The organism is Actinomadura luteofluorescens (genome assembly GCF_013409365.1).
Classification (GTDB): domain Bacteria; phylum Actinomycetota; class Actinomycetes; order Streptosporangiales; family Streptosporangiaceae; genus Spirillospora; species Spirillospora luteofluorescens.
Genome location: NZ_JACCBA010000001.1, coordinates 2,674,174 through 2,694,243 on the forward strand (window position 1 = coordinate 2,674,174; position 20,070 = coordinate 2,694,243).

Consider the following 20,070-nt stretch of genomic DNA (forward strand, 5'->3'; position numbering starts at 1 on the left):
CAGTGGGTCCCTGTGCCGGATCCGGCGTCGCCGTCCAAGGGAAAGAACATGAGGTACAAGATCGACAAAGGCACGGTCGTCGTGGTGACGGGAGCCTCCGGCGGCATCGGACGCGCCGCCGCGGTCGCGTTCGCGCGCCGCGGGGCCCGGGTCGCCCTCCTGGCCCGCGGGGACGAGGGCCTGGAGTCGGCCGCCTCCGACGTCGAGGCCGCCGGCGGGCGCGCGCTGCCGATCAGCGTGGACGTCGCCGACCCCCGCGCGGTGGACGAGGCGGCGGAGCGGGCCGAGAAGGAGCTCGGGCCGATCGGCGTGTGGGTCAACGTGGCGTTCTCCTCGGTGTTCGCGCCGTTCTGGGAGATCGAGCCGGAGGAGTTCAGGCGCACCACCGAGGTCACCTACCTCGGCTACGTCAACGGCACCAGGGCCGCGCTGCGGCGGATGATGCCGCGCGACCGCGGCGTGATCGTCCAGTGCGGGTCGGCGCTGGCCTACCGGGGCATCCCCCTGCAGAGCGCGTACTGCGGCTCCAAGCACGCCGTCCAGGGGCTGCACGACTCGCTGCGGGCCGAGCTGATGCACGAGCGCAGCGGCGTGAAGCTGACGATGGTGCAGATGCCCGCGGTCAACACGCCCCAGTTCGACTGGGTGCTGAACCGGATGCCGCGCCGCCCGCAGCCCGTCCCGCCCATCTACCAGCCGGAGATCGCGGCGGACGCGCTCGTCTACGCCGCCGAGCATCCCCGGCGCCGGGAGTACTGGGTCGGCGCCAGCACGGTCGGCACGCTCCTCGCCGACAAGTTCGCCACGGGGCTGCTGGACCGCTACCTGGCCCGGACAGGCTTCGCGTCCCAGCAGACCGAGCAGCGCACGCGTCCGGACCAGCCCGCGAACCTGTGGGAGCCGGCGGACGACGCCCCGGGCCACGACCACGGCAGCCACGGGCGGTTCGACGAGCAGGCGCACGCGAGGAGCCCGCAGGTGTGGGCGGGGCGCCACAAGTACCTGGTGGGAGCGGCGACGGCCGGCGCCGCGGCGGGGGCCGCCGCGGGCGCCGCCAGGCTCCTGCGGCGATGACGCACGAGACGACGAAGGAGAGAGCGATGGCGCAGCAAGTGGCCGACTACGTCCTCCGGCGGCTGACCGAGTGGGGCGTGAAGCGCGTCTACGGATATCCGGGCGACGGCATCAACGGGCTGCTCGGCGCGTTCGACCGCGCCGAGGGCGAGCCGGAGTTCGTCCAGACGCGGCACGAGGAGATGGCCGCGTTCATGGCCTGCGGCCACGCGAAGTTCACCGGCGAGGTCGGCGTGTGCGCGGCGACGTCCGGTCCGGGCGCGATCCACCTGCTGAACGGCCTGTACGACGCGAAGCTGGACCACCAGCCGGTCGTGGCGATCGTCGGGCAGCAGAAGCGCCTGGCGCAGGGCACGCACTACCAGCAGGAGGTCAACCTGGAGAACCTGTTCTCCGACGTCTCGGAGTTCTGCCAGATCGTCATGCACCCCGGCCAGATGCGGCACGTCATCGACCGGGCGTTCAAGACCGCCCTGACCACCCGCGGCGTATCGACGATCATCATTCCGGAGGACGTCCAGGAGGCCGACGCGGTGCCGTCGCCGCCCAAGGAGCACGGCTCGGTGTACTCCAGCGTGGGGTGGAGCAGGCCCCGCGTGCTGCCCGACCCCGACGAGCTGCGCAAGGCCGCCGACGTCCTCAACGAGGGCACGAAGGTCGCGATGCTGATCGGCCAGGGCGCCGCCGGCGCCGAGGCCGAGGTGATCGAGACGGCCGAGCTGCTCGGCGCCGGCATCGCCAAGGCGCTGCTCGGCCGCGAGGTCGTCCCCGACGACCTGCCGTTCGTCACCGGTCCCATCGGCCTGCTCGGGTCCAAGGCCAGCGACGAGATGATGATGAACTGCGACGTGCTGTTCATGATCGGCACGAGCTTCCCGTACGCCGAGTGGCTGCCGGACGAGGGCAGCTGCCGGGGCGTCGAGATCGACATCGACGGGCGCATGATCGGCATCCGCTACCCGATGGACGCGCACGTCGTCGGGGACGCGAAGGAGACGCTCCGGGAGCTGATCCCGCTGCTGCGCCGCAAGGAGGACCGCTCCTGGCGCGAGGAGATCGAGGAGAACGTCCGCGCCTGGGACGCGGTCATGGACAAGCGGGCCGCCCAGAGCTTCGAGGGAAAGATCAACCCGCAGGCCGTGGCGCACGAGCTGTCGCCGCTGCTGCCGGACGGCGCGATCCTCACCGCCGACTCCGGGTCGGCCACCAACTGGTGGGCCCGGCACATCAAGCTCCGCGACGGGATGCGGGCGTCGCTGTCGGGCACCCTCGCCACGATGGGGCCCGGCGTCCCGTACGCCATCGCCGCCCGGTTCGCCTACCCCGACCGGCCGGTGATCTGCTTCGTCGGCGACGGCGCGTTCCAGATGAACGGGATGAACGAGATGCTCACCGTGAAGCGGTACGCCGACCGGATGGCCGGCTCGCCGCTGATCTTCGCGGTGTTCAACAACCAGGACCTCAACCAGGTCACCTGGGAGCAGCGCGCGATGGGCGGCGACCCCAAGTACGAGGGCTCGCAGCGCATCCCGGACTTCCCGTACTCGAAGTACGCCGAGCTCTGCGGCCTCAAGGGGATCTACTGCGACGATCCCGGGAAGGTCACCGACGCCTGGCGGGAGGCCCTGGCGAGCGACCGTCCCGTCGTCCTGGAGTTCGTGGTGGACAACGAGATCGCCCCGATCCCGCCGCACATCATGAAGGACCAGGCCAGAAAGGCCGTCAAGGCGGGCCTCAGGGACCCGCAGAAGCTCGGCATCGCGGCCCGCGGCTTCCGCCAGAAGCTGACCGACATGTACGAGAACATGCCGGGCCGCAGGCACGACTGACCGGCGTCCGGAGCGGAGCGGAGGACGACGGTCAGTCCCCCTCCGGGGGTGTGGGGGTCGCCCCCCACAATGACGGACTCCGCCGGCGTCCGGAGCGGAGCGCCAGCGGAGCGGAGGACGACGGTCAGTCCCCCTCCGGGGGCGTGGGGGTCGCCCCCCACAATGACGGAGGCCGCCGGCGGCCGGGTCAGAGTTCGGCTTCGGCGTAGTCCTCGGGGGAGAACTCGATGCGGGGCTGGGACCGCTCCAGGAGGTCGAACGCCTCGGGGACCGAGTCCGTCCAGCCGACGGCGTCCCAGATCTTGGGGCGGGCGAAGCCCTGCTCGGTGAGGCCCTTCATCAGCTCGCGCAGCGGCTCGTAGACGCCGGTCGGGTCGAGGATGACGATGGGCTTGTCGTGCATGGTCAGCACGCGGGCCGTCCACACCTCGAACAGCTCCTCCAGCGTGCCGATGCCGCCGGGCAGGACGAGGAACGCGTCGCTGCGCCGGTCCATCTCGCCCTTGCGGGCGCGCATGTCGGCGGTGACGACCAGCTCGTCGTTGTCCTCGTCGGAGATCTCGACGCTGACCAGCCCCTCGGGGATCACGCCGACCGTGCGGGCGCCGCCGGCCCGCGCGGCGCGGGCGACGGCGCCCATGCACGAGACCTGGGCGCCGCCGCTGACGAGGCTGTGGCCGCGCCGGGCCAGCTCGGCGCCGGCCTCGGCGGCGAGGTCGACGTAACGGCGGTCGATCTTGCCGCTGGACGAGCAGAACACGCAGACGGCGAGGGGTTTCCGGGAGTTCACCCGGCCCAATCTAACCGCTCCGTCCGGTCGGGGCCCGTCGATTTTCCGGCCTAGGCGGTGGCCAGGTCCCTGCGGCGCAGACCGAGCAGGCCGAGGGCGGACAGGACGGCCGCGACCGCGAGCAGCCAGAGCAGCGGCACGGCCGTGAACGCGTGCCCCGGCAGCTTCGGGACGTGGGTGAACGGCGAGACGTCCAGGACCCACTGGTTCAGGTCGAGCCCGGCTCCGAAGAGCGTCACGACCGCGAAGACCCCGACCGCGGCCCAGGCGCCGCCGGTGAGCCTCGGCGCGAGGCCGAACAGCGCGAGCGCGATCGCCGCGACCAGCCACACGGCGGGCAGCTGCGCGAGCGCGGCGAGCAGGACGCGCGGCACCTCGCGGCCGGGGTCGCCGGTGTCCAGGCCGTGCGCGAGACCGGCGGCCAGGCCCGCGACGCCGAGCCCGGCGACCGGGCCGAGCAGCGCGAAGACCAGGTGGCCCGACGCCCACCGCAGCCGTCCGACGGGGGTGGCGAGCAGCGGCTCGGCGCGCTGCGCGGTCTCCTCTGTGCGCAGCCGCAGCGTGGCCGAGACGGCGTAGGCGGCGGCGATCAGGCCGAGCATGCTCATGATCGAGGCGAAGTAGGCGTCGGTGATCCCGCCCTGCCCGCCGAGCCGGGTGAAGATCTTCGCCAGGTCGGGGTTGTCCTTGACCATGTCGCCGACGCCGCCCGCCACCGCGCCGTACACGACGCCGAGCGCGGCGAACCCGGCGAGCCAGCCGTAGAGGGCGCGGCTCTGCAGCCGCCAGCCGAGGCCGAGGGACCCCGAGAGCAGGCGCGGGGCGTCCGCGGAGCCGAGCCTGGGCGGCAGCACGCCCGCTCCCACGTCCCGGCGCGCCGACAGCAGGCCCGCGGCGGCGACGAGGAGGGCGGTGAGCGCGGCGACCGGCAGGAGCGTCCACCAGCGTTCCCCGCCGTAGGCGCGCAGGCGGTTCTCCCAGCCGAGCGGGGACAGCCAGCCCAGCCACGACAGCTCGTTGCCCGCGCCGCCGACGTCGGCGGCCATCCGGACCACGAACGCGGCGCCGAGCGCGGCGATCGCCGTGCCCCTGGCCGCGCCCGCGCCCTCGCTGAGCTGGGCGGTGACGCCCGCGACGGCGGCGAAGACGCACCCGGCGGCGGCCAGTTGCAGGCCGAACGCCAGCGAGCCCGCGAACGGCAGGCCCTGCGCGACCAGACCCGCGGTGAGCAGGGCGGCGAGGACGAGGTTCGCCGCCATCGTCACGGCGAGCGCGGCGGCCAGGCCCGCGCCGCGCCCGGTGACGGTGGCGCCGAGCAGCTCGCGGCGGCCCGCCTCCTCCTCGGTGCGGGTGTGCCGGACGACGGTGAGCACGCTGATCAGCGCGACGACCACCGGGATGAACCCGGACCGCTGGGCGATGATCGCGCCGAGGCTCGTGTCGTACAGCGGCCCGTAGAGGGCGAGGAACGTCGGGTTGTTCCCCGTCGTCCGCCCGTAGGCGAGGCGTTCGGCGGCCGTCGGGTAGAGGCTGTCGGTGGCCGCCACGAAGTTGATCGGGATCAGCGCCAGCACGATGACCCAGGACGGCAGCAGGAACCGGTCGCGGCGCAGGATCAGCCGGATCAGCCCGCCGGTCCCGGTGAGCGACCGCATCGGCGTCGCGCGGGACGGCCGGGCCGCCCGCGCCTCGTGGACCGCCGCGCTCATCGGGCGGCCTCCGATGCGAGCTCGTCCTTGTAGTGGCGCAGGAAGAGCTCCTCCAGCGTCGGCGGGCGGCTGCTCAGGCTCCGCACGCCGACCTCGGTGAGCTGCCGCAGCGCCGCGTCCAGCTCGGGCGTGTCCACCTCGAAGCGGATCTTGTTGCCGTCGATCCGGACGTCGTGCGCGCCGGGCAGGGGCAGCCCGTCCGGGGACGACGCCAGCTCGGCGTCGATGGACGTGCGGGTCAGGTGCCGCAGCTCGTCCAGCGTCCCGGACTCCACCGCGACGCCCTTGCGGATGATCGTCACGCGGTCGCAGAGCGCCTCGACCTCGGACAGGATGTGGCTGGACAGCAGCACGGTCCGGCCGTCGCGCCGCTCCTCCCGGACGCACTCCTGGAACACCTCCTCCATGAGGGGGTCCAGGCCGGAGGTGGGCTCGTCGAGCAGCAGCAGCTCGGCGTCGGACGCCAGCGCGGCGATGAGCCCGACCTTCTGCCGGTTGCCCTTGGAGTAGGCGCGGCCCTTCTTGCGCGGGTCGAGCTCGAACCGGTCGAGCAGCTCGGCCTTGCGCCGCGCGTTCACGCCGCCGCGCATCCGGCCGAGCAGGTCGATCACCTCGCCGCCGGACAGGTTCGGCCACAGCGTGACGTCGCCGGGGACGTAGGCGAGCCGGCGGTGCAGCTCGGTCGCGTCCCGCCACGGGTCGCCGCCGAGCAGCCGGGCGGTGCCCCCGTCGGCGCGCAGCAGGCCGAGCAGGACGCGGATGGTGGTGGACTTCCCGGCGCCGTTCGGGCCGAGGAACCCGTGCACCTCGCCGGGCCGGACGGTCAGGTCCAGGCCGTCCAGCGCGCGGGTCCGGCCGAAGTTCTTGACCAGGCCGGAGAGGGCTATGGGGGGCGTGTTCGTGGTCACCGGTCCTCCTCGTCGAGGGGTCGCCCGCCGGGGGCGGGCAGGTTCTTCAGGGCGGCGCGCGCCTGCGCCACCAGTTCGGGCGACAGGAGCCGGTCGTCGAGGACGTCCAGCATCGCCAGCGCCATGCGGGGGTAGCCGTCGCCCAGGAGGACGTCGGCGCCGAGGGCCCTGGACATGTGCTCGTGCAGGACGATCACGCCGAAGCTCATGCCGGTCAGGACGGTCGCGTAGCCGTGCAGGTCGTCGGTGCTCGGCGCGGCCATGCCGGGGGCGCCGCGTTCGAGCATCTCCTCGCTGAACGCGACCGCGTCGTCGAAGAGCACGGCCGCGGCGGCCGATCGGTCGGTCAGGGCGCGGGCCAGGTAGCGCTGGACCGGCAGGGCCGTCCGCATGGCGATGCCGAGGAAGCTCGGATTGGCCATCCCGCCGCGCAGGGCCTCCTGCTTGGTCTCGCGGATCACCTCGATCACGTGCTCGTCGCAGGCCGCGCGCAGGGCCTCCTTCGTCCCGTAGTGGTGCTGGACGAGGGCGGGCGACACCCCGGCGGCCTTGGCGATGCCCCGGATCGTGGCGCCCTTCACCCCGTGCTCGGCGAACTCCAGCAGGGCCGCGTCCCTGATCCGGGCGCGCCCGGTCAGGTCGTCGGCCCGCTCCCGCGTCGCCATCCCCACCCCCTGTACGGATGTTCAGTTGCCTGTACGCTTGTACACTGTACTCGCGTACAGGCTCCCGTCAACCGGTGCGGGGCGGACCGTCCGGGCGGCGGGTCAGCCCCCGGGAAGCTGGCCGAGCGTCACCTGGACCTGCTTCTTCGAGCCGTCCGGACGCTGGAGCTCGACCTTCACCGTCTGGCCGGGCCTGAGGTCCGCGAGGACGGTCGTCAGCGCCGTCTGGTCGGGCGTCGCGACGCCGTTCACCGAGAGGATCAGGTCGCCCGGCCGGATGCCCGCCTTGGCGGCGCCGCCGCCCTTCTCCACCTCCACGACGGCGACCGCCGAACGCCGGCCGGTCTGCGGGTCGACGATCGTGCGCACCACCACGCCGAGCGCGGCCCGGCCCGAGTTCGACACCTTCCCCGACTCGATGAGCTGCGGAACGATCCGCTTGACCGTGTCGCTCGGCGTCGCGAACCCGATGCCGGGCGCCGCGGCGCCGATCTGCGGGTCGGAGGCCGCCGCGGTGGGGATGCCGATCACCTGCCCGTCCAGCGTGACCAGGGCGCCGCCGCTGTTGCCCGGGTTGATGTCCGCGCTCGTCTGGATGGCGTCGGCGATCGTCGACCCCTGGAAGGCCCCCTCCCCCTTGGTCGACACCGTGCGGTGCAGCGCGGAGACGATCCCGTTCGTCACGCTTCCGGAGAGGCCGAGCGGATTGCCCATCGCCAGCACGATCTGCCCGACCTGCGCCTTGCCGGACTCGCCCCACGACGCCGGTTTCAGCGACACGCCGCCGACCTTGATGACGGCCAGGTCGTCGGCGGCGAACGCGCCGACCATCGAGGCGTTCGCCGGGGAACCGCCGCCGGACGAGGTGACCTGGATCTTCTTCGCCCCGGCGACCACGTGCGCGTTGGTGACGATGTCGCCCTGGGCGTCGAACACGACGCCCGACCCCTCCCCCTGATCGGTCTGGATCTTCACCACCGACGGCAGGACGGCGTCCACGACCTTCACGTACTGCTGCTGCAGGTCCGACCCGGCCCCGGACACCGGGGCCGACGTCCGCACCGACGCCGGCCCCGCGTTCCCGGCCCTCCCGGCGTTCTCGGACTTCCCGCTGCACCCGGCGAGCACCACCGCCCCGGCCAGCGCCGCCGCGCAACCCCTCGCCCTCGCGCTCCTGTCCACGCTCCACCTCCAGAGGGCACCGTTCCCGCCCGCCGGGCGGCGGGCGCCGCGCCGCGCGCGATTTTGCGACGTCATGCCGCAGGCCAGGACCGCACCTGATCTTTGGCGGCCCCGGCGCGCACCGCGCCGCCCGGGAGGGGCCGCGGCCGGTTTCTCGTGATCGGTGAGGGGTAGCCGTCCGACCATGTCGCGCGGAGGCGGGCACGGCGAGAGGGGCCACCGGGGCGTCCCCCACACCGCCGACCTGCGGATCGAGGCGTGGGGGCCGACGCGGGAGGGCTGCGTCGCCGAGGCGGTGGCCGGGCTCGTGGAGTCGTTCGCCGACGTCTCCGGCGTCCGCCCGTCCGGCGGGATCCGGGTGGACGTGCCGCCGGGGCCGGACGCGGACCTGCTCGTCGCCGTCCTGGACGAGGTGATCTACCGCCTGGACGTCGACGGCGTCCTGGTCCTGGACGCCGAGATCGCGGCGGCGCCGGACGGCGGGCTCACCGCCCGGCTCGCGACCGGGGACGCGGCGGAGGCGGTGGCGACGGGCGCCGTGCCCAAGGCGGTGTCGCTGCACGAACTGCGGTTCGGCCGGGACGGCCGCGGCTGGTCCTGCGCCGTGACGATCGACGTGTGACGGGCGGCGCGCCAGACCGCGGCGCGTGACCGGCCCGGTCAGCCCTTCACGACGCCCAGCGGGACGAGCCGGGCGACCTTCCGGCAGAGCCCGGCGCCCTCCCCGGCCTCGACCACGGCGGACACGTCCTTGTAGGCGTCCGGCGCCTCCTCGGCCAGCCCGCGCCATGACGACGGCCGCACGGCGATGCCCCGCTCCTCCAGCTCCGCCCGCAACTCCTTGCCGCTGACGCCGCGCGCGGCCTGGTGGCGGCTGCGCACCCGTCCGGCGCCGTGGCACGTGGACGCGAACGCGGGCCCGCCCGGCACGCCCGTCAGGACGTAGGACGAGGTCCCCATCGTCCCGGGGATCAGCACCGGCTGGCCGGCCTCCCGCAGGTCCGGTGGCAGATCGGGATGGCCGGGCGGCAGGGCGCGGGTGGCGCCCTTGCGGTGCACGCACAGCCGCCGCCGCTCGCCGTCCACCCCGTGCTCCTCGAGCTTGGCCAGGTTGTGCGAGACGTCGTAGACCAGGTCGAGCCGGGCGCCCGCGACCCGCCGGAACACCCGGCGCGCCGCCTGGGCGAGCAGCTGCCGGTTGGCGCGGCCGTAGTTGGCCGCCGCCGCCATCGCGCCCAGGTAGGCGCGGCCCTCGGCGGACTCGACGGGGGCGCAGGCGAGCTGGCGGTCGGGGACCTCGATGCCGTGCCGCGGCATCGCCGCCTCCATCGCCCGGACGTGGTCGGTGCAGATCTGGTGGCCGAGCCCGCGCGACCCGCAGTGGATCATGACGCAGACCTGCCCCGGCCGCAGCCCGAACGCCCCGGCCACGTCCGCGTCGTAGACCTCGGCGACCCGCTGCACCTCCAGGAAGTGGTTGCCCGAGCCGAGGCTGCCGACCTGGCGGGCGCCGCGCTCCACCGCGCGCTCGCTCACCCGGCCGGGGTCGGCGCCCGCGACCGCTCCCGCGTCCTCGCACCGGCGCAGGTCGCGCTCGTCCCCGTGGCCCCGCTCGACCGCGTACCGCGCTCCCCCGGTGAGGATGCCGGTCAGCTCCCGCCGTCCCGGCAGGTGCCAGACCGCGCCCTTGCCCATGCCGCGGGGGATGACGGGGTCGAGGCCGTCCATCAGGTCGCGCAGGACGGGGGCGAGGCCGGAGGCGTCGATGTCCGCCGCCAGCAGCCGGACGCCGCACGAGATGTCGAACCCGACGCCGCCGGGCGAGACCACGCCGCCCTCGCGCGGATCGGTCGCCGCCACGCCGCCGATCGGGAAGCCGTATCCGAGGTGGATGTCGGGCATGGCATAGGAGGCCTCGACCACGCCCGGGAGCATGGCGACGTGGACGACCTGCTCGATCGCGTTCTCGGCGGGCTCCAGCAGCTCCCGCGACGCGAACACCACGCCGGGCACGCGCATGGCGCCGGTCGGCTCGATCCGGAACCGGTAGGGCCCCTCCTCGATCAGGTCGGCGGTCACAGGGCGGGGCTACCCCCGGCCCCGCCCCTCATGCGCCGTCGCAGGTCAGCGCCCGAAGGGTGCACGCGCTCCAGGCGGGTAGCGTGCGAACCATGCTCGCCGAACCCGCGCCCGCGCTGAGCGACCTCGCGCTCGGGCTGGTCGTGGTGGCGCTCGCGGTCCGGCTGGGACGGACGCCGGCGCCGCATCGGCACTGGCGCACGGCCTTCTGGTGGGCCGGGGCCGCGGCGCTCGCCGGCTCCGTCCACCACGGCCTGGTCAAGCACTCGCAGGAATGGTCGGGGCCGAGCTGGGCCCTGATCAGCGCCATGGTCGTCGTCGCGGTGTCCTACCTGCTGGCGGCCACCGTCGCCGAGGTGCTCGGCCCGCGCCACGGCCGGACGTTCTGGCTGCTGCGCTCCGTGGGGATCGGCGCCTACATCGTCCTCGCCGTGACCGGGCACGCCGGGGTCGGCGCCCTGCTCGCCTGCGAGAGCCTGACGATGGTGTGCATCCTCGCGCTCTGGGGCCGGGCGGCCCGGCACCGCCACCCGATGGCCGTCCCGGTGATCGTCGCGCTGGTCGCCAGCGCCGCGGCGGCCGCGACCAAGGCGATCGACCCGAGCGTCACCCGCGGCGTCGCGCTGGACCCGACCTCGGTCTACCACCTCGCCCAGATCGTCGGCATGGTGCTGCTCTACCTGGCGGTCAGCAACCCGCGCCGCCCGGACCGCGAGCGGCGCGCCCTTCCCGGATAGCACGCGGCCGCCCGGGACGGCACGGGCTCGGCGGGTCGCGCGGCACCGGCGGACAGCACTGGCCACGGTGGCACATTCCCCTAACGGAGGTGTCTTCCTTCTGTGCTGAAGGGTGCCCTTTCGGACACGGACGGTCACCGTTAGCTTTCAACCCGTGATCCCAAGCCACCGTCCCCGTGGAGGAAAGCGTTCATGACGGCCATCGCCAGCGTCTACCAGCACGACGTCGCCACCTACTGGAACACCGAGCGCAACCCGGTCAACCTGCGCCTCGGCGACGTTTCGGGGATCTACCACCACCACTACGGCATCGGCGAGGTGGACTGGTCGGTCCTGGAGACCCCGGAGGACGCCCGCGAAGAGGCGGTCATCGCCGAGCTGCACCGGCTGGAGAACGCCCAGGCCCGGTTCCTGCTCGAACACCTCGGCGACATCAGGCCCGACCACCGGCTGATGGACGCCGGCTCGGGCCGCGGCGGATCCAGCATCATGGCCAACGCCGCCTTCGGCTGCCAGGTCGACGGGGTGTCGATCTCCCAGGCGCAGGTCGACTTCGCCAACGGGCAGGCCGCCGAGCGCGGCGTGTCCGACAAGGTCCGGTTCCACTTCAAGAACATGCTCGACACCGGGTTCGAGGCGGGGGCGTTCCAGGCGATCTGGAACAACGAGTCGACGATGTACACCGTCCTCGACGACCTGTTCGCGGCGCACTCGCGGCTGCTGGCCCGCGGCGGCCGCTATGTCACGATCACCGGCTGCTACAACGACGTCTACGGGCTGCCGTCCCGGGCGGTGTCGACCATCAACGCCCACTACGTGTGCGACATCCACCCGCGCAGCGCCTACTTCCGCGCGATGGCGGCCAACCGGCTCGTGCCCGTCACCGTGGTCGACCTGACCGCCGACACCATCCCGTACTGGGAGCTGCGCGAGAAGTCGTCGGTCGCGACCGGCATCGAGAGCGCCTTCCTGGAGGCGTACCGCGACGGCAGCTTCCAGTACCTGCTCATCGCCGCCGATCGCATCTGAACTTTGGACCCGGACCGGTCGCCTTCGGGCAGAGGCAGGTGAGCAGACCATGGACACGACGCACCACGGGTGCAGCGGCCGGCGCGCGCCGCACGGCTCGTCCGCGCAACCCCGGCCGGGGCGGCCGTCCGGGCCGGGGACCGGGGCGGCGGCCCTGCCGTCGCTGATCGCCGCGGCGCGGCCCAGCCGGGAGGTGCCCTACGGCGACCTCCTGGCCGGGCACCATCCGCGCCCGGTCGGCGGCGGCGGGCCCGGCTACGTCGAGCGCGCCTGGGGGGACGGGTCGCACTCGCCGCTCTACTGCCCGCTCCCCGAGCGCGCCGACGACGCCCTCGCCGCCGAGGTCGACGCCCGGCTGGCCGCCTGGGCGCGCGACCGCGGGTTCGACGACCACGAACTCGACGCGCTGGGCAAGGCGGCCTTCGGGCGGCTGGTCACCCTCGCCCACCCCGACACCGACGACCCGGACGCCCTGCTCGTCGCCGCCCAGCTGAACGCCGGATGGTGGGCGGCCGACGACTACTACGCCGACGACACCGCACTCGGCGCCGTGCCCGCGCGGCTGCCGCAGCGCCTCACCCTGGTGATGGCGGCGATGGACCCGGTCCCATCCGCGGGCGAGTTCACCCCGCCGCTGAGCGAGGCCCTCCAGGGGGACGTCGTCCTGCGGATGCTCGGCTCGGCGGTCGGCCACCTGAAGCGCCACGCGTCCCCCGTGCAGGTCCAGCGGATCTGCTACTCCACGTTCGCCATGTTCGTGAGCTGGACGGCCTACGCGGCCTGGCGCGAGAAGGGCGAGGACCCGCCCGCCTGGGAGTACCTGGCGGCGCGCCAGCACGACAGCTTCTACACCTCGATGACGCTCATCGACGTCGTCGGCGGCTACGAGGTCCCGGCCCACCTGTACTACGACCCGCGCGTCCGCCGCGCCGCCTTCCGCGCCGGGACGGCGAGCGTGATCGTCAACGACCTGCACTCGGTGGCCAAGGACGCCGCCGACGAGAACCCGGTCTGCAACCTGGTGCTGCTGATCGCCGCCGACCGGGGCTGCTCGGTGGAGGAGGCGACCGAGACCGCCGTGCGCGTGCACAACGACCTCGTCCGCGACTTCGAGGCCGGCCACCGCGAGCTCGCGGGCGTCCCCTCCCCCGAGCTGCAGCGGTTCCTGCGCGGGCTGCGGGCCTGGATGGGCGGCGGCTTCGAATGGCATGCCACCAACCCGCGCTACCGCGAGGGAGCCTGAGGGTCCCGCGTCGCGGAGGCGTCCGGCGCCGGGCTTTCCCGAATTCGGGTGACGACCAAATCATGTTCGGTCGAGCGGAACGTGTTGATGGTTTTGCCACACGGAGTCAAGGGAGCAGCCAAAGGCCGAATGATGCGCAAGTGTGATCCGGCACGACCGACCGGGCGCGCACCGGAAAAGGCCGCCTGCATTACTCTCTCTGCGTCGCTGTACCCGGGGATGGAGCGAGGCGCACGGTGGAATTCCGTATTCTGCGCAAGAGGCTGGGCATCCGGGCGGGGAGCGGCGAATCCATCGCCGTGCCCCACCCGCACGCCCGCGGGCTGCTGGTGATGCTGCTGCTCGAAGAGGGCCGCCCCGTCCCGGCCGACGTGCTCGTCGAGCGGCTCGCCGACCCCGTCGGCGCGCCGGACCCCGCCGCGACGCTCACGCGGGCCGTCGGCACCGCGCGGCTCTCGCTCCCGCCCGGCCGCCTCGTCACCGAGAACGGCGGCTACCGGCTCGTCCTCGACGGGGACGACGACCTGGACCTGAGCCGGTTCCGGGCCCTCGCCGCGGACGCCCGGCGCCTGCGCGCCTCCGACGCCGCGTCCGCGATCGCCGAGTACGAGAGCGCGCTGGCTCTGTGGGGCGAGGAACCGCTGGGCGACCTGCCCGCCGCCGGAGCCCTGGACGCGACCCGGCGGGCGCTCGTCGGCGAGCGCGGCCAGGTGCGCGAGGAATTAGCAGAGGTGAAGCTCTCCCAGGGCCGGCACCACGACCTCATCGGGCCCGCGCACGGCTGGGTCGCGCAGGAGCCGTCGAACGAGCATCTGCGGAGCCTGCTGATGCTCGCGCTGCACCGGGCCGGGCGCAAGGACGAGGCGCTGCGCCTGTTCGAGGAGGCGGAGGACCTGCTGGCACCGGCCGGGCCCGGGCCCGCCCTCCGGCGGACCGCCGCACAGATCGGCCGCGACGACCCGGGCCTGGACTACCGGCCCCGCCCCGTCCTGGTGCCGCTTCCCGCGGACCGGGCCGCCGACCTGTCCATCGACACCCTCCAGGCCTCCCCCGCCCGCATCTACGACTACTACCTCGGCGGCAAGGACAACTACGCCGTCGACCGCGCGGCCGCCGAAGAGATCATGAAGACGGTGCCCGACGCCCCCGCCGCGGCCCGCGCCAACCGCGACTTCCTGACCCGCGCCGTGCGCCACCTGGCGCAGGCCGGCATCCGGCAGTTCATCGACGTCGGGACCGGCCTGCCCACGCAGGGCAACGTCCACGAGATCGCCCGTGACGCCGCTCCGGACGCCCGCGTGGTGTACGTCGACAACGACCCCGTCGTGCTGGCGCACGGCCGGGCCCTGCTGGAGGGCAGCCCCAGCGTCGCGGTCATCGAGGGCGATCTGCGCCGTCCCGAGGAGCTGCTGGCCGACCCGCGGCTGAACGAGCTGATCGACCTGCGCGAGCCGGTGGGCCTGCTGCTGGTGGCCGTCCTGCACTTCGTCCACGACGACCACGACCCCGCCGGGCTCGTCGTGCGGCTCGCCGGGCGGCTGCCGTCCGGCAGCCACGTGGTGGTCTCCCACGGCTACGACGGCGGCATGGACCCCGGCGACACCGAGCACTCCCGGGCCGTCTACCGCAGGTCGAAGCTGCCGATCTACTCGCGCGGCCCCGAGGAGGTGGCCCGCTGCTTCGCCGGGCTGGAGATCCTCGACCCCGGCATCGTGTGGGTCCCGCAATGGGGCCGCCCGCACCCGGCGCGGCCCGCGCGGGACCCGCAGTGGAGCCACTTCATCGGGGCCGTCGCCCGCAAGCCCTGACCGGCCGGCCCGCCTCACCCCGCCCTGAGAGTGATCACGGTCGGCAGCTCGGCGAACCCGCGCACGTACGGCGAGTTGACGCGCCGGGCCCCGGCCTCGTCGATGTCGTAGTCGGCGGTGCGGGCCGCGAGCTCCTCCAGCGCGACCCGGGCCTCCAGCCGGGCCAGGTGCGCGCCGATGCAGTAGTGCCGCCCCGACCCGAAACTGATCTTGGCGGTGGTGTCGCGGCCCAGGTCGAACCGGTCGGGATCGGCGAACGCGCGCGGGTCGCGGTTCGCCGCGCCGATCAGCAGCAGCATGCGGGCCCCGGCGGGGACGGTCACGCCGTGCAGGGTGAACTCCCCGGTCACCGTCCGCCCGTCGGCCTGCGCCGGCGCCTCCAGGCGCAGCGTCTCCTCGATCCAGTCGCCGACCCGCCCGAACGCCCCGGACGGCCGGTCCAGATGCCGCCAGGCGCAGTGCCAGGCACCCGAGATCAGGTTCGTGGCCGTCTCGTTCCCGGCCGCGATCAGGATGAACAGCACCCCCATGATCTCGGCCTCGGTCAGGTGGTCGCGGCCCTCGGCGACGTCCAGCAGCGCCGACGCGAGGTCGTCGCGGCGCCGCGCCCGGCGCTCGGCGATCAGGCCGCGGAAGTAGCCCACCAGGGCGGGGATCGCGTCGCGGCCCGCCTCGGTCACGTCCCGCACGCCCTGCTCGTGGTGGACGATCGCGTCTGCCAGCCGCCGCAGCTCGCCGCGGTCGGCCTCCGGGACGCCGACCAGCTCGGAGATGACGTCCATCGGCAGCAGCGCCGCGAAGTCGGCCACGAGGTCCAGCTCCGCGCCGCCCGGCCCGGCGCCGGCCAGCGCCCGGTCCAGGTGGCCGCGCGCGATGCCGCGGACCCGCTGCTCCAGCTCGGCGACGCGGCGCGGCGTGAACGCCTTCGCCACGAGCCCGCGCATCCGGGTGTGCTCCGGCGGGTCCATCGCGAGGAACGACGCGTGCGTCCGCGCCTTCGGGCCCCACACCGACGGCTCCAGCAGGATCCCGTTCGCGCTGGAGAAGCGCCGGAAGTCCCGGAACGCCGCGGTCACGTCCGCGTGCCGCGACAGGACCCAGAAATCCTCCTCGTCATTTCGGTAGACGGGCGCGTCCTCTCTTAACTGCGCGTAAACCGGATAAGGGTCCTGCTGAATTCCGTAGTCGTACAGGCTGTACCGCACACCCATCGCAGCCTCCTACCGCCATCGAAAGCCGCGCGCCGACCAGCATCCGCTTTCGGCGCCCTCCCCCCAACCCCAGCACATCATGAACCGGCCCAGGTGACCGATTACGGCCACCCCGCGGTGGACCGTGCCACACCTCCCAAACCCAGCGGGCCCGCGTAATGGTCGAAGAACAGGCGGGCCACCAGGTCGCCGCGGGACGCCGCACCCGACTTGGCGAAGATCGACTTCAGGTGGTCCTGGACGGTGCAGCTCACGCCGGCTGGCCACCCCGGAGACCGAGGATCCCGCGCGCGCCGTCCAGCACCTGCGCTACCGCGTCCTGCGCCCCTGAGCGGGGTTCAGCGCGGCAGCCGAAGGTCCGTGCAGCCGTGCCGCTTGGCGGCGCGCTCGGCGAAGGCGCGCAGCGAGGCCTTCAGGAACGACTTCGTCGGGGCCGCGTACTCGGTGGCATGGGCGACGAAAAGCGCCCGTGCGGTGCTCCCAGGGCAACGCGCGGTGGCCCAGGCGTCGGCGGCGTGGAGACCGGACTCGGCCTTGGTGCCGTAACCGTCGCTGCCGTATCCGCCGTCGTACCTGATGGTCCGCAGCCGCTGCGCGTACGGGCCGAAGTTCGCGTGGAAGTGGTACGCCGCCGCGGAGAAGGCCACGGTCTTGCCGAGGACGCACTCCTCGACCGGCGCCGTCCCGGTGCCGTCCGTCTTCTTGATCCAGTTGACCTCGCCCCGGTCCACGGCGGTCGCGACGGGGATGCCGGCGCAGGTGCCCGTCACGTTCTCGGGGACCGTCTCCCCGTCCGGCCGCGGTACGGGCGGTACCGCACCGCCGGGCTTGGCGTCGCATCCGTAGTGGCGGGCGGCCCGCACCGCTGTGGCGGTGACGAGCCGGGCCGCCTGGCGCGCCTCGGCCGGGCCCGCGAGCGCCTCATCGGAATCCGCGGCCACCAGCACGGACGAGCGCCGATCGGCGCAGGGCAGGACGACCGCGGTGTTGCGCAGATCGGTGTAGCCCTCCCAGCCGCCGCCCAGCGCCACCGGCTGTTCGGCGGAGCCACGGTGCAGGAGGGTGAGGAACCCGGCGGCATCCCCGTCGTTCGTCACCGTGTCGGCGACGTCCCCGATGACGAGGCTCAGCCCGGCGACCTTGCACTGCTCCCAGCGCAGGCCGTCATGCTCCGGGACGTGGCGGTCGCGGCCGAGGCGGCTCTCCTCGTGACCGGTGAAGACGGCGGACTCGGCCTCGGGGACGAGCCCCTGGCAGAAACCGGCGAGCCTGTCCCGGTAGCGCCAGTCCCTGCCGGTGTCGCTGAGCCGGTACCAGCCGAACGCGGCCACGGCGATCACCACCAGCGGCACCACCCCGAACAGTCCCACCCGCCGCAGCACCGGCATCCGCTCCGCGCCCCGCTTCCGGTCGGCCGCAAACCCCTCCGGCACACGGCACAAAGCCCTCTTCCTATCGGCACCGGCATGCACCGTCAAAACCCGTGCCAGGTGCCGTTGAGTACCGCAACGCGCGGACCTGAGTAGGCGCACGGATCGATCAAGCGGCCGGAAGCCTGTTCACTGAGGTCGTGACCACACAGAACACCGCCGCGGGCTCCCGGAAGCGCTCAGGCTGGCGAGTCGCCGCCGCGACCGCGCTCGCCCTGCTCCTCCCCGTCACCGTGCTCGCCTGGATCTGCGTGCTCGCGACCCCCGAGTACGGCCGGTGCCTCACCTACGGGGAGCAGTGCGACCCGGCCTCGGACGTCCTCCTGCCGATCGCCTGGTGGTCCTTCTGGGCCAGCGGCGCCGCCGGTGTCGCCGCACTGCTCCTCCGGTCCACCTGGACGGTGACCGCCCGAATCCGCCCGGCCCTGGTCCTGGGTCAGATGGCCCTCGCGATAGCGACCCCGGCAGCCGTAATGGCCAGCGCCTGACCCCGGCCCCGGCCGCGCCGAGTGAGGTAGGTCACGGGAACCCGGCCGGTCCGGTGAACAGTCCCTGCGTGTGGAGATGAGTATGCGTGCCCGGGTGCACGCCGGGGATCCGGATGCGTTCAGAGAGCTGTTCGACGAACATGTGCGCTCGGTCTACAACCACGCCTTCCGTCTGACCGGGAACTGGTCGACGGCGGAGGACGTGGTGTCATTGACCTTCCTGGAGTCGTGGCGCCTTCGCGAGAGGGTCGACGTCGACGTCGAGGGGTCGCTGCGTCCCTGGCTGCTGGGCATCGCCACCAACGTCGCCCGCAACGTGCGCCGCGCCGCCCGGCGCCACGACGGCGCGCTGGCGCGGCTTCCGAAGGGCGGCGTGGTCCCGGACTTCACCGACGAGACCGCGGGCCGCATCGACGATCGCGAGCGGCTCGCCCTGATGCGCAAGGCACTGGCGGCGCTGCGCGAGCCCGAGCGCGAGGTGCTGGCGCTGTGCGTCTGGTCGGGGCTCGGCTACGCCGAGGCCGCCGAAGCGCTCGGTGTGCCGGTCGGCACGGTGCGTTCCCGGCTGTCGCGCGCACGCAGGAAGCTCGACAGGCTCACGACCGGAGGAGTGCGGTCGCCCGGAGAAGACCGGGAACCGCCTTCCGGCCACGGACAGCAAGAGGGTGACCGCGAGATCGCGGTCCGGTCCGCTCAGGAGAAGACCCGATGAATTCCACCCCGATCCAGCCGAATCCGAACGAGCGCGAGGAGCTGGCCCGGCTGCTGCCGGCGCCGGTGGAGCGGGATCTCCCGGGCGACCGCCGCCAACGACTCCAGGAGTTCGTGATGAGCGAGATCCAGCAGGACCTTCGATCGACCGAGCAGGCCCCGCCCCGCCCCTCAGGACGGCGGCGCGTCCTCCTCGCCGCGGCGGGGACCGCCGTCACCGCCGCCGTCGCCGCAGTGGTGATCGGCACCGTCGGCGCCGGAGGGAGCGGCCGGCCGGACGAGGGTCCGGGCGCGTCCGCCCCGTCCGCACCGTCGGGCCGGCAGGTCCTGCTCGTGGCCGCCGCGAGCGCGGCGAAGGTCCCGGCGGGCGGCGGCGCGTACTGGCACGTCAAGACGACGTCCACCGCTCGTGAGGGCGGCGCCCGCACCTCGCTGGAGAGCTGGACCGGGCGCGACGGCCGAATCTGGTGGAAGGGGGAGAAGACCGGAGGCAAAGTGGTCGTGCTCACCCAGCCTGCTCCGTTCCGGCTCGGTGGGCCCGCCGTGAGCCTCGCCCAGCTCCAGAGCCTGCCGAGCACTCCCGGCGAGCTGAAGGCGTGGATCGCCGCCGCCGTGAAGCGGAGCGACGTCAGGACCGCCACCGGCCGCCCCGACGCCGCCGCGCGGGAGCGCTCCGTCTTCGACGGGCTGCTCTCCCTGGTCTCCCAGCTGCCGGCCCCGCCGAGGGTCCGCGCAGCCGCCTTCCGCGCGATCGCCTCCTACCCCGGTGTCAAGGACCTCGGTGCGGTCAAGGGCGGGCAGGGTTTGTCGATCTCCTTCGGCGGAGGCGGGGAAGCACACCTGGTCGTCGATCCGAAGACGTCCCGGATCACCGACACCGACTTCTTCGTCTCGGCCGACGGCGCGCGGGTCGCGGTACCCGGCGGCGCAGCGATCGTGGCCGAGTGGACGGACCAGGCCCCCAGGTAGCCCGGTCCGCGCGGGGAGAGGCCTCCCGGACCTGCATGATCGGGGCCGGTCATGCAGGTCCGCGGCGCGGGCCTACTCCCCGGCGGTCTCCTTGGCCTCGGCCGCGGCGCGGGTCCTCCGCCGGGGCACCGATCAGATATCTGATCGCCTTTGGTGGCCCGTTCGACAGTAGGGGCCCGGCATTGCCGGGCCCCTACTGGTTCGGGGA

Annotated in this window: 19 protein-coding genes and 1 pseudogene; 10 read left to right on the plus strand and 10 right to left on the minus strand. The window is 73.6% G+C overall.

Translation table 11 applies throughout. From position 1 onward, the window contains the following. Positions 1-48: 48 nt before the first annotated feature. Together BJY14_RS12315 and BJY14_RS12320 are read left to right on the plus strand one after the other, a co-directional pair. Positions 49-1,074, plus strand: a complete 1,026-nt coding sequence (locus tag BJY14_RS12315; protein WP_179843737.1) for an SDR family oxidoreductase — start codon at positions 49-51, stop codon at positions 1,072-1,074. A gap of 26 nt (positions 1,075-1,100) precedes the next feature. Continuing rightward, positions 1,101-2,903 (plus strand): thiamine pyrophosphate-requiring protein, encoded by a 1,803-nt coding sequence (locus tag BJY14_RS12320; protein ID WP_179843738.1) that lies wholly within the window; start codon positions 1,101-1,103, stop codon positions 2,901-2,903. Positions 2,904-3,090: 187 nt separating this feature from the next. On the opposite strand, the gene BJY14_RS12325 is transcribed toward BJY14_RS12320, so the two are convergent. The 6 genes and pseudogenes from BJY14_RS12325 to BJY14_RS12345 all read right to left on the minus strand — a co-directional run bounded on the left by BJY14_RS12325 (position 3,091) and on the right by BJY14_RS12345 (position 8,157). Then, a complete protein-coding gene (locus BJY14_RS12325) occupies positions 3,091-3,693 on the minus strand; it encodes an LOG family protein (RefSeq protein ID WP_312879168.1) in 603 nt (200 codons plus the stop codon). Between the two features lie 50 nt (positions 3,694-3,743). Beyond that, positions 3,744-5,402: an ABC transporter permease gene (locus tag BJY14_RS12330; RefSeq protein ID WP_246395887.1), complete on the minus strand. Its 1,659-nt coding sequence runs from the start codon at positions 5,400-5,402 to the stop codon at positions 3,744-3,746. Then, entirely contained in the window at positions 5,399-5,878 is a 480-nt protein-coding gene (locus BJY14_RS47950) for an ATP-binding protein DrrA1-3 family domain-containing protein (RefSeq protein ID WP_446678451.1), read from the minus strand. Before BJY14_RS47950 ends, BJY14_RS12330 begins: the two co-directional genes overlap by 4 nt. A 6-nt stretch (positions 5,879-5,884) precedes the next feature. Continuing rightward, positions 5,885-6,229: pseudogene (locus BJY14_RS47955) on the minus strand (ATP-binding cassette domain-containing protein); the annotation flags it as partial. A gap of 77 nt (positions 6,230-6,306) precedes the next feature. Beyond that, complete coding sequence (locus BJY14_RS12340) at positions 6,307-6,975, minus strand: TetR/AcrR family transcriptional regulator (protein ID WP_179843740.1); 669 nt, start codon at positions 6,973-6,975, stop codon at positions 6,307-6,309. Between the two features lie 102 nt (positions 6,976-7,077). Further along, positions 7,078-8,157 (minus strand): S1C family serine protease, encoded by a 1,080-nt coding sequence (locus BJY14_RS12345; protein ID WP_312879170.1) that lies wholly within the window; start codon positions 8,155-8,157, stop codon positions 7,078-7,080. A 184-nt stretch (positions 8,158-8,341) separates the two neighbouring features. Here BJY14_RS12345 and BJY14_RS12350 point away from each other — a divergent pair, with 184 nt between their 5' ends. Beyond that, a complete protein-coding gene (locus BJY14_RS12350) occupies positions 8,342-8,779 on the plus strand; it encodes an archease (protein ID WP_179843742.1) in 438 nt (145 codons plus the stop codon). A 38-nt stretch (positions 8,780-8,817) separates the two neighbouring features. Here BJY14_RS12350 and BJY14_RS12355 read toward each other — a convergent pair whose 3' ends face one another. Continuing rightward, a complete protein-coding gene (locus BJY14_RS12355; RefSeq protein WP_312879171.1) occupies positions 8,818-10,236 on the minus strand; it encodes an RtcB family protein in 1,419 nt (472 codons plus the stop codon). 92 nt (positions 10,237-10,328) lie between these two features. Here BJY14_RS12355 and BJY14_RS12360 point away from each other — a divergent pair, with 92 nt between their 5' ends. The 4 genes from BJY14_RS12360 to BJY14_RS12375 all read left to right on the plus strand — a co-directional run bounded on the left by BJY14_RS12360 (position 10,329) and on the right by BJY14_RS12375 (position 15,053). Beyond that, positions 10,329-10,973 (plus strand): DUF6962 family protein, encoded by a 645-nt coding sequence (locus BJY14_RS12360; RefSeq protein ID WP_179843743.1) that lies wholly within the window; start codon positions 10,329-10,331, stop codon positions 10,971-10,973. A gap of 192 nt (positions 10,974-11,165) precedes the next feature. Next, positions 11,166-12,002, plus strand: a complete 837-nt coding sequence (locus BJY14_RS12365) for a geranyl diphosphate 2-C-methyltransferase (RefSeq protein WP_179843744.1) — start codon at positions 11,166-11,168, stop codon at positions 12,000-12,002. A gap of 49 nt (positions 12,003-12,051) precedes the next feature. After that, on the plus strand, positions 12,052-13,245 hold the full coding sequence (locus BJY14_RS12370) for a family 2 encapsulin nanocompartment cargo protein terpene cyclase (RefSeq protein ID WP_179843745.1): 1,194 nt from the start codon (positions 12,052-12,054) through the stop codon (positions 13,243-13,245). Between the two features lie 236 nt (positions 13,246-13,481). Then, positions 13,482-15,053, plus strand: coding sequence for an SAM-dependent methyltransferase (locus BJY14_RS12375; protein WP_312879172.1), 1,572 nt, complete (start codon positions 13,482-13,484; stop codon positions 15,051-15,053). Between the two features lie 14 nt (positions 15,054-15,067). On the opposite strand, the gene BJY14_RS12380 is transcribed toward BJY14_RS12375, so the two are convergent. From BJY14_RS12380 to BJY14_RS12390, 3 genes are all read right to left on the minus strand, one after another. Beyond that, positions 15,068-16,264: a cytochrome P450 gene (locus tag BJY14_RS12380; protein ID WP_179843746.1), complete on the minus strand. Its 1,197-nt coding sequence runs from the start codon at positions 16,262-16,264 to the stop codon at positions 15,068-15,070. A gap of 101 nt (positions 16,265-16,365) precedes the next feature. After that, positions 16,366-16,518: a hypothetical protein gene (locus BJY14_RS12385; protein WP_179843747.1), complete on the minus strand. Its 153-nt coding sequence runs from the start codon at positions 16,516-16,518 to the stop codon at positions 16,366-16,368. 84 nt (positions 16,519-16,602) lie between these two features. Further along, positions 16,603-17,697, minus strand: a complete 1,095-nt coding sequence (locus tag BJY14_RS12390; protein ID WP_179843748.1) for a hypothetical protein — start codon at positions 17,695-17,697, stop codon at positions 16,603-16,605. Between the two features lie 137 nt (positions 17,698-17,834). Here BJY14_RS12390 and BJY14_RS12395 point away from each other — a divergent pair, with 137 nt between their 5' ends. The 3 genes from BJY14_RS12395 to BJY14_RS12405 all read left to right on the plus strand — a co-directional run bounded on the left by BJY14_RS12395 (position 17,835) and on the right by BJY14_RS12405 (position 19,862). Beyond that, positions 17,835-18,182 (plus strand): hypothetical protein, encoded by a 348-nt coding sequence (locus BJY14_RS12395; protein ID WP_179843749.1) that lies wholly within the window; start codon positions 17,835-17,837, stop codon positions 18,180-18,182. An 82-nt stretch (positions 18,183-18,264) separates the two neighbouring features. Then, positions 18,265-18,894: an RNA polymerase sigma factor gene (locus BJY14_RS12400; protein ID WP_179843750.1), complete on the plus strand. Its 630-nt coding sequence runs from the start codon at positions 18,265-18,267 to the stop codon at positions 18,892-18,894. Next, a complete protein-coding gene (locus tag BJY14_RS12405) occupies positions 18,891-19,862 on the plus strand; it encodes a CU044_5270 family protein (RefSeq protein ID WP_179843751.1) in 972 nt (323 codons plus the stop codon). The genes BJY14_RS12400 and BJY14_RS12405 overlap by 4 nt, the downstream gene beginning before the upstream one ends. The last annotated feature ends 208 nt before the right edge of the window (positions 19,863-20,070 follow it).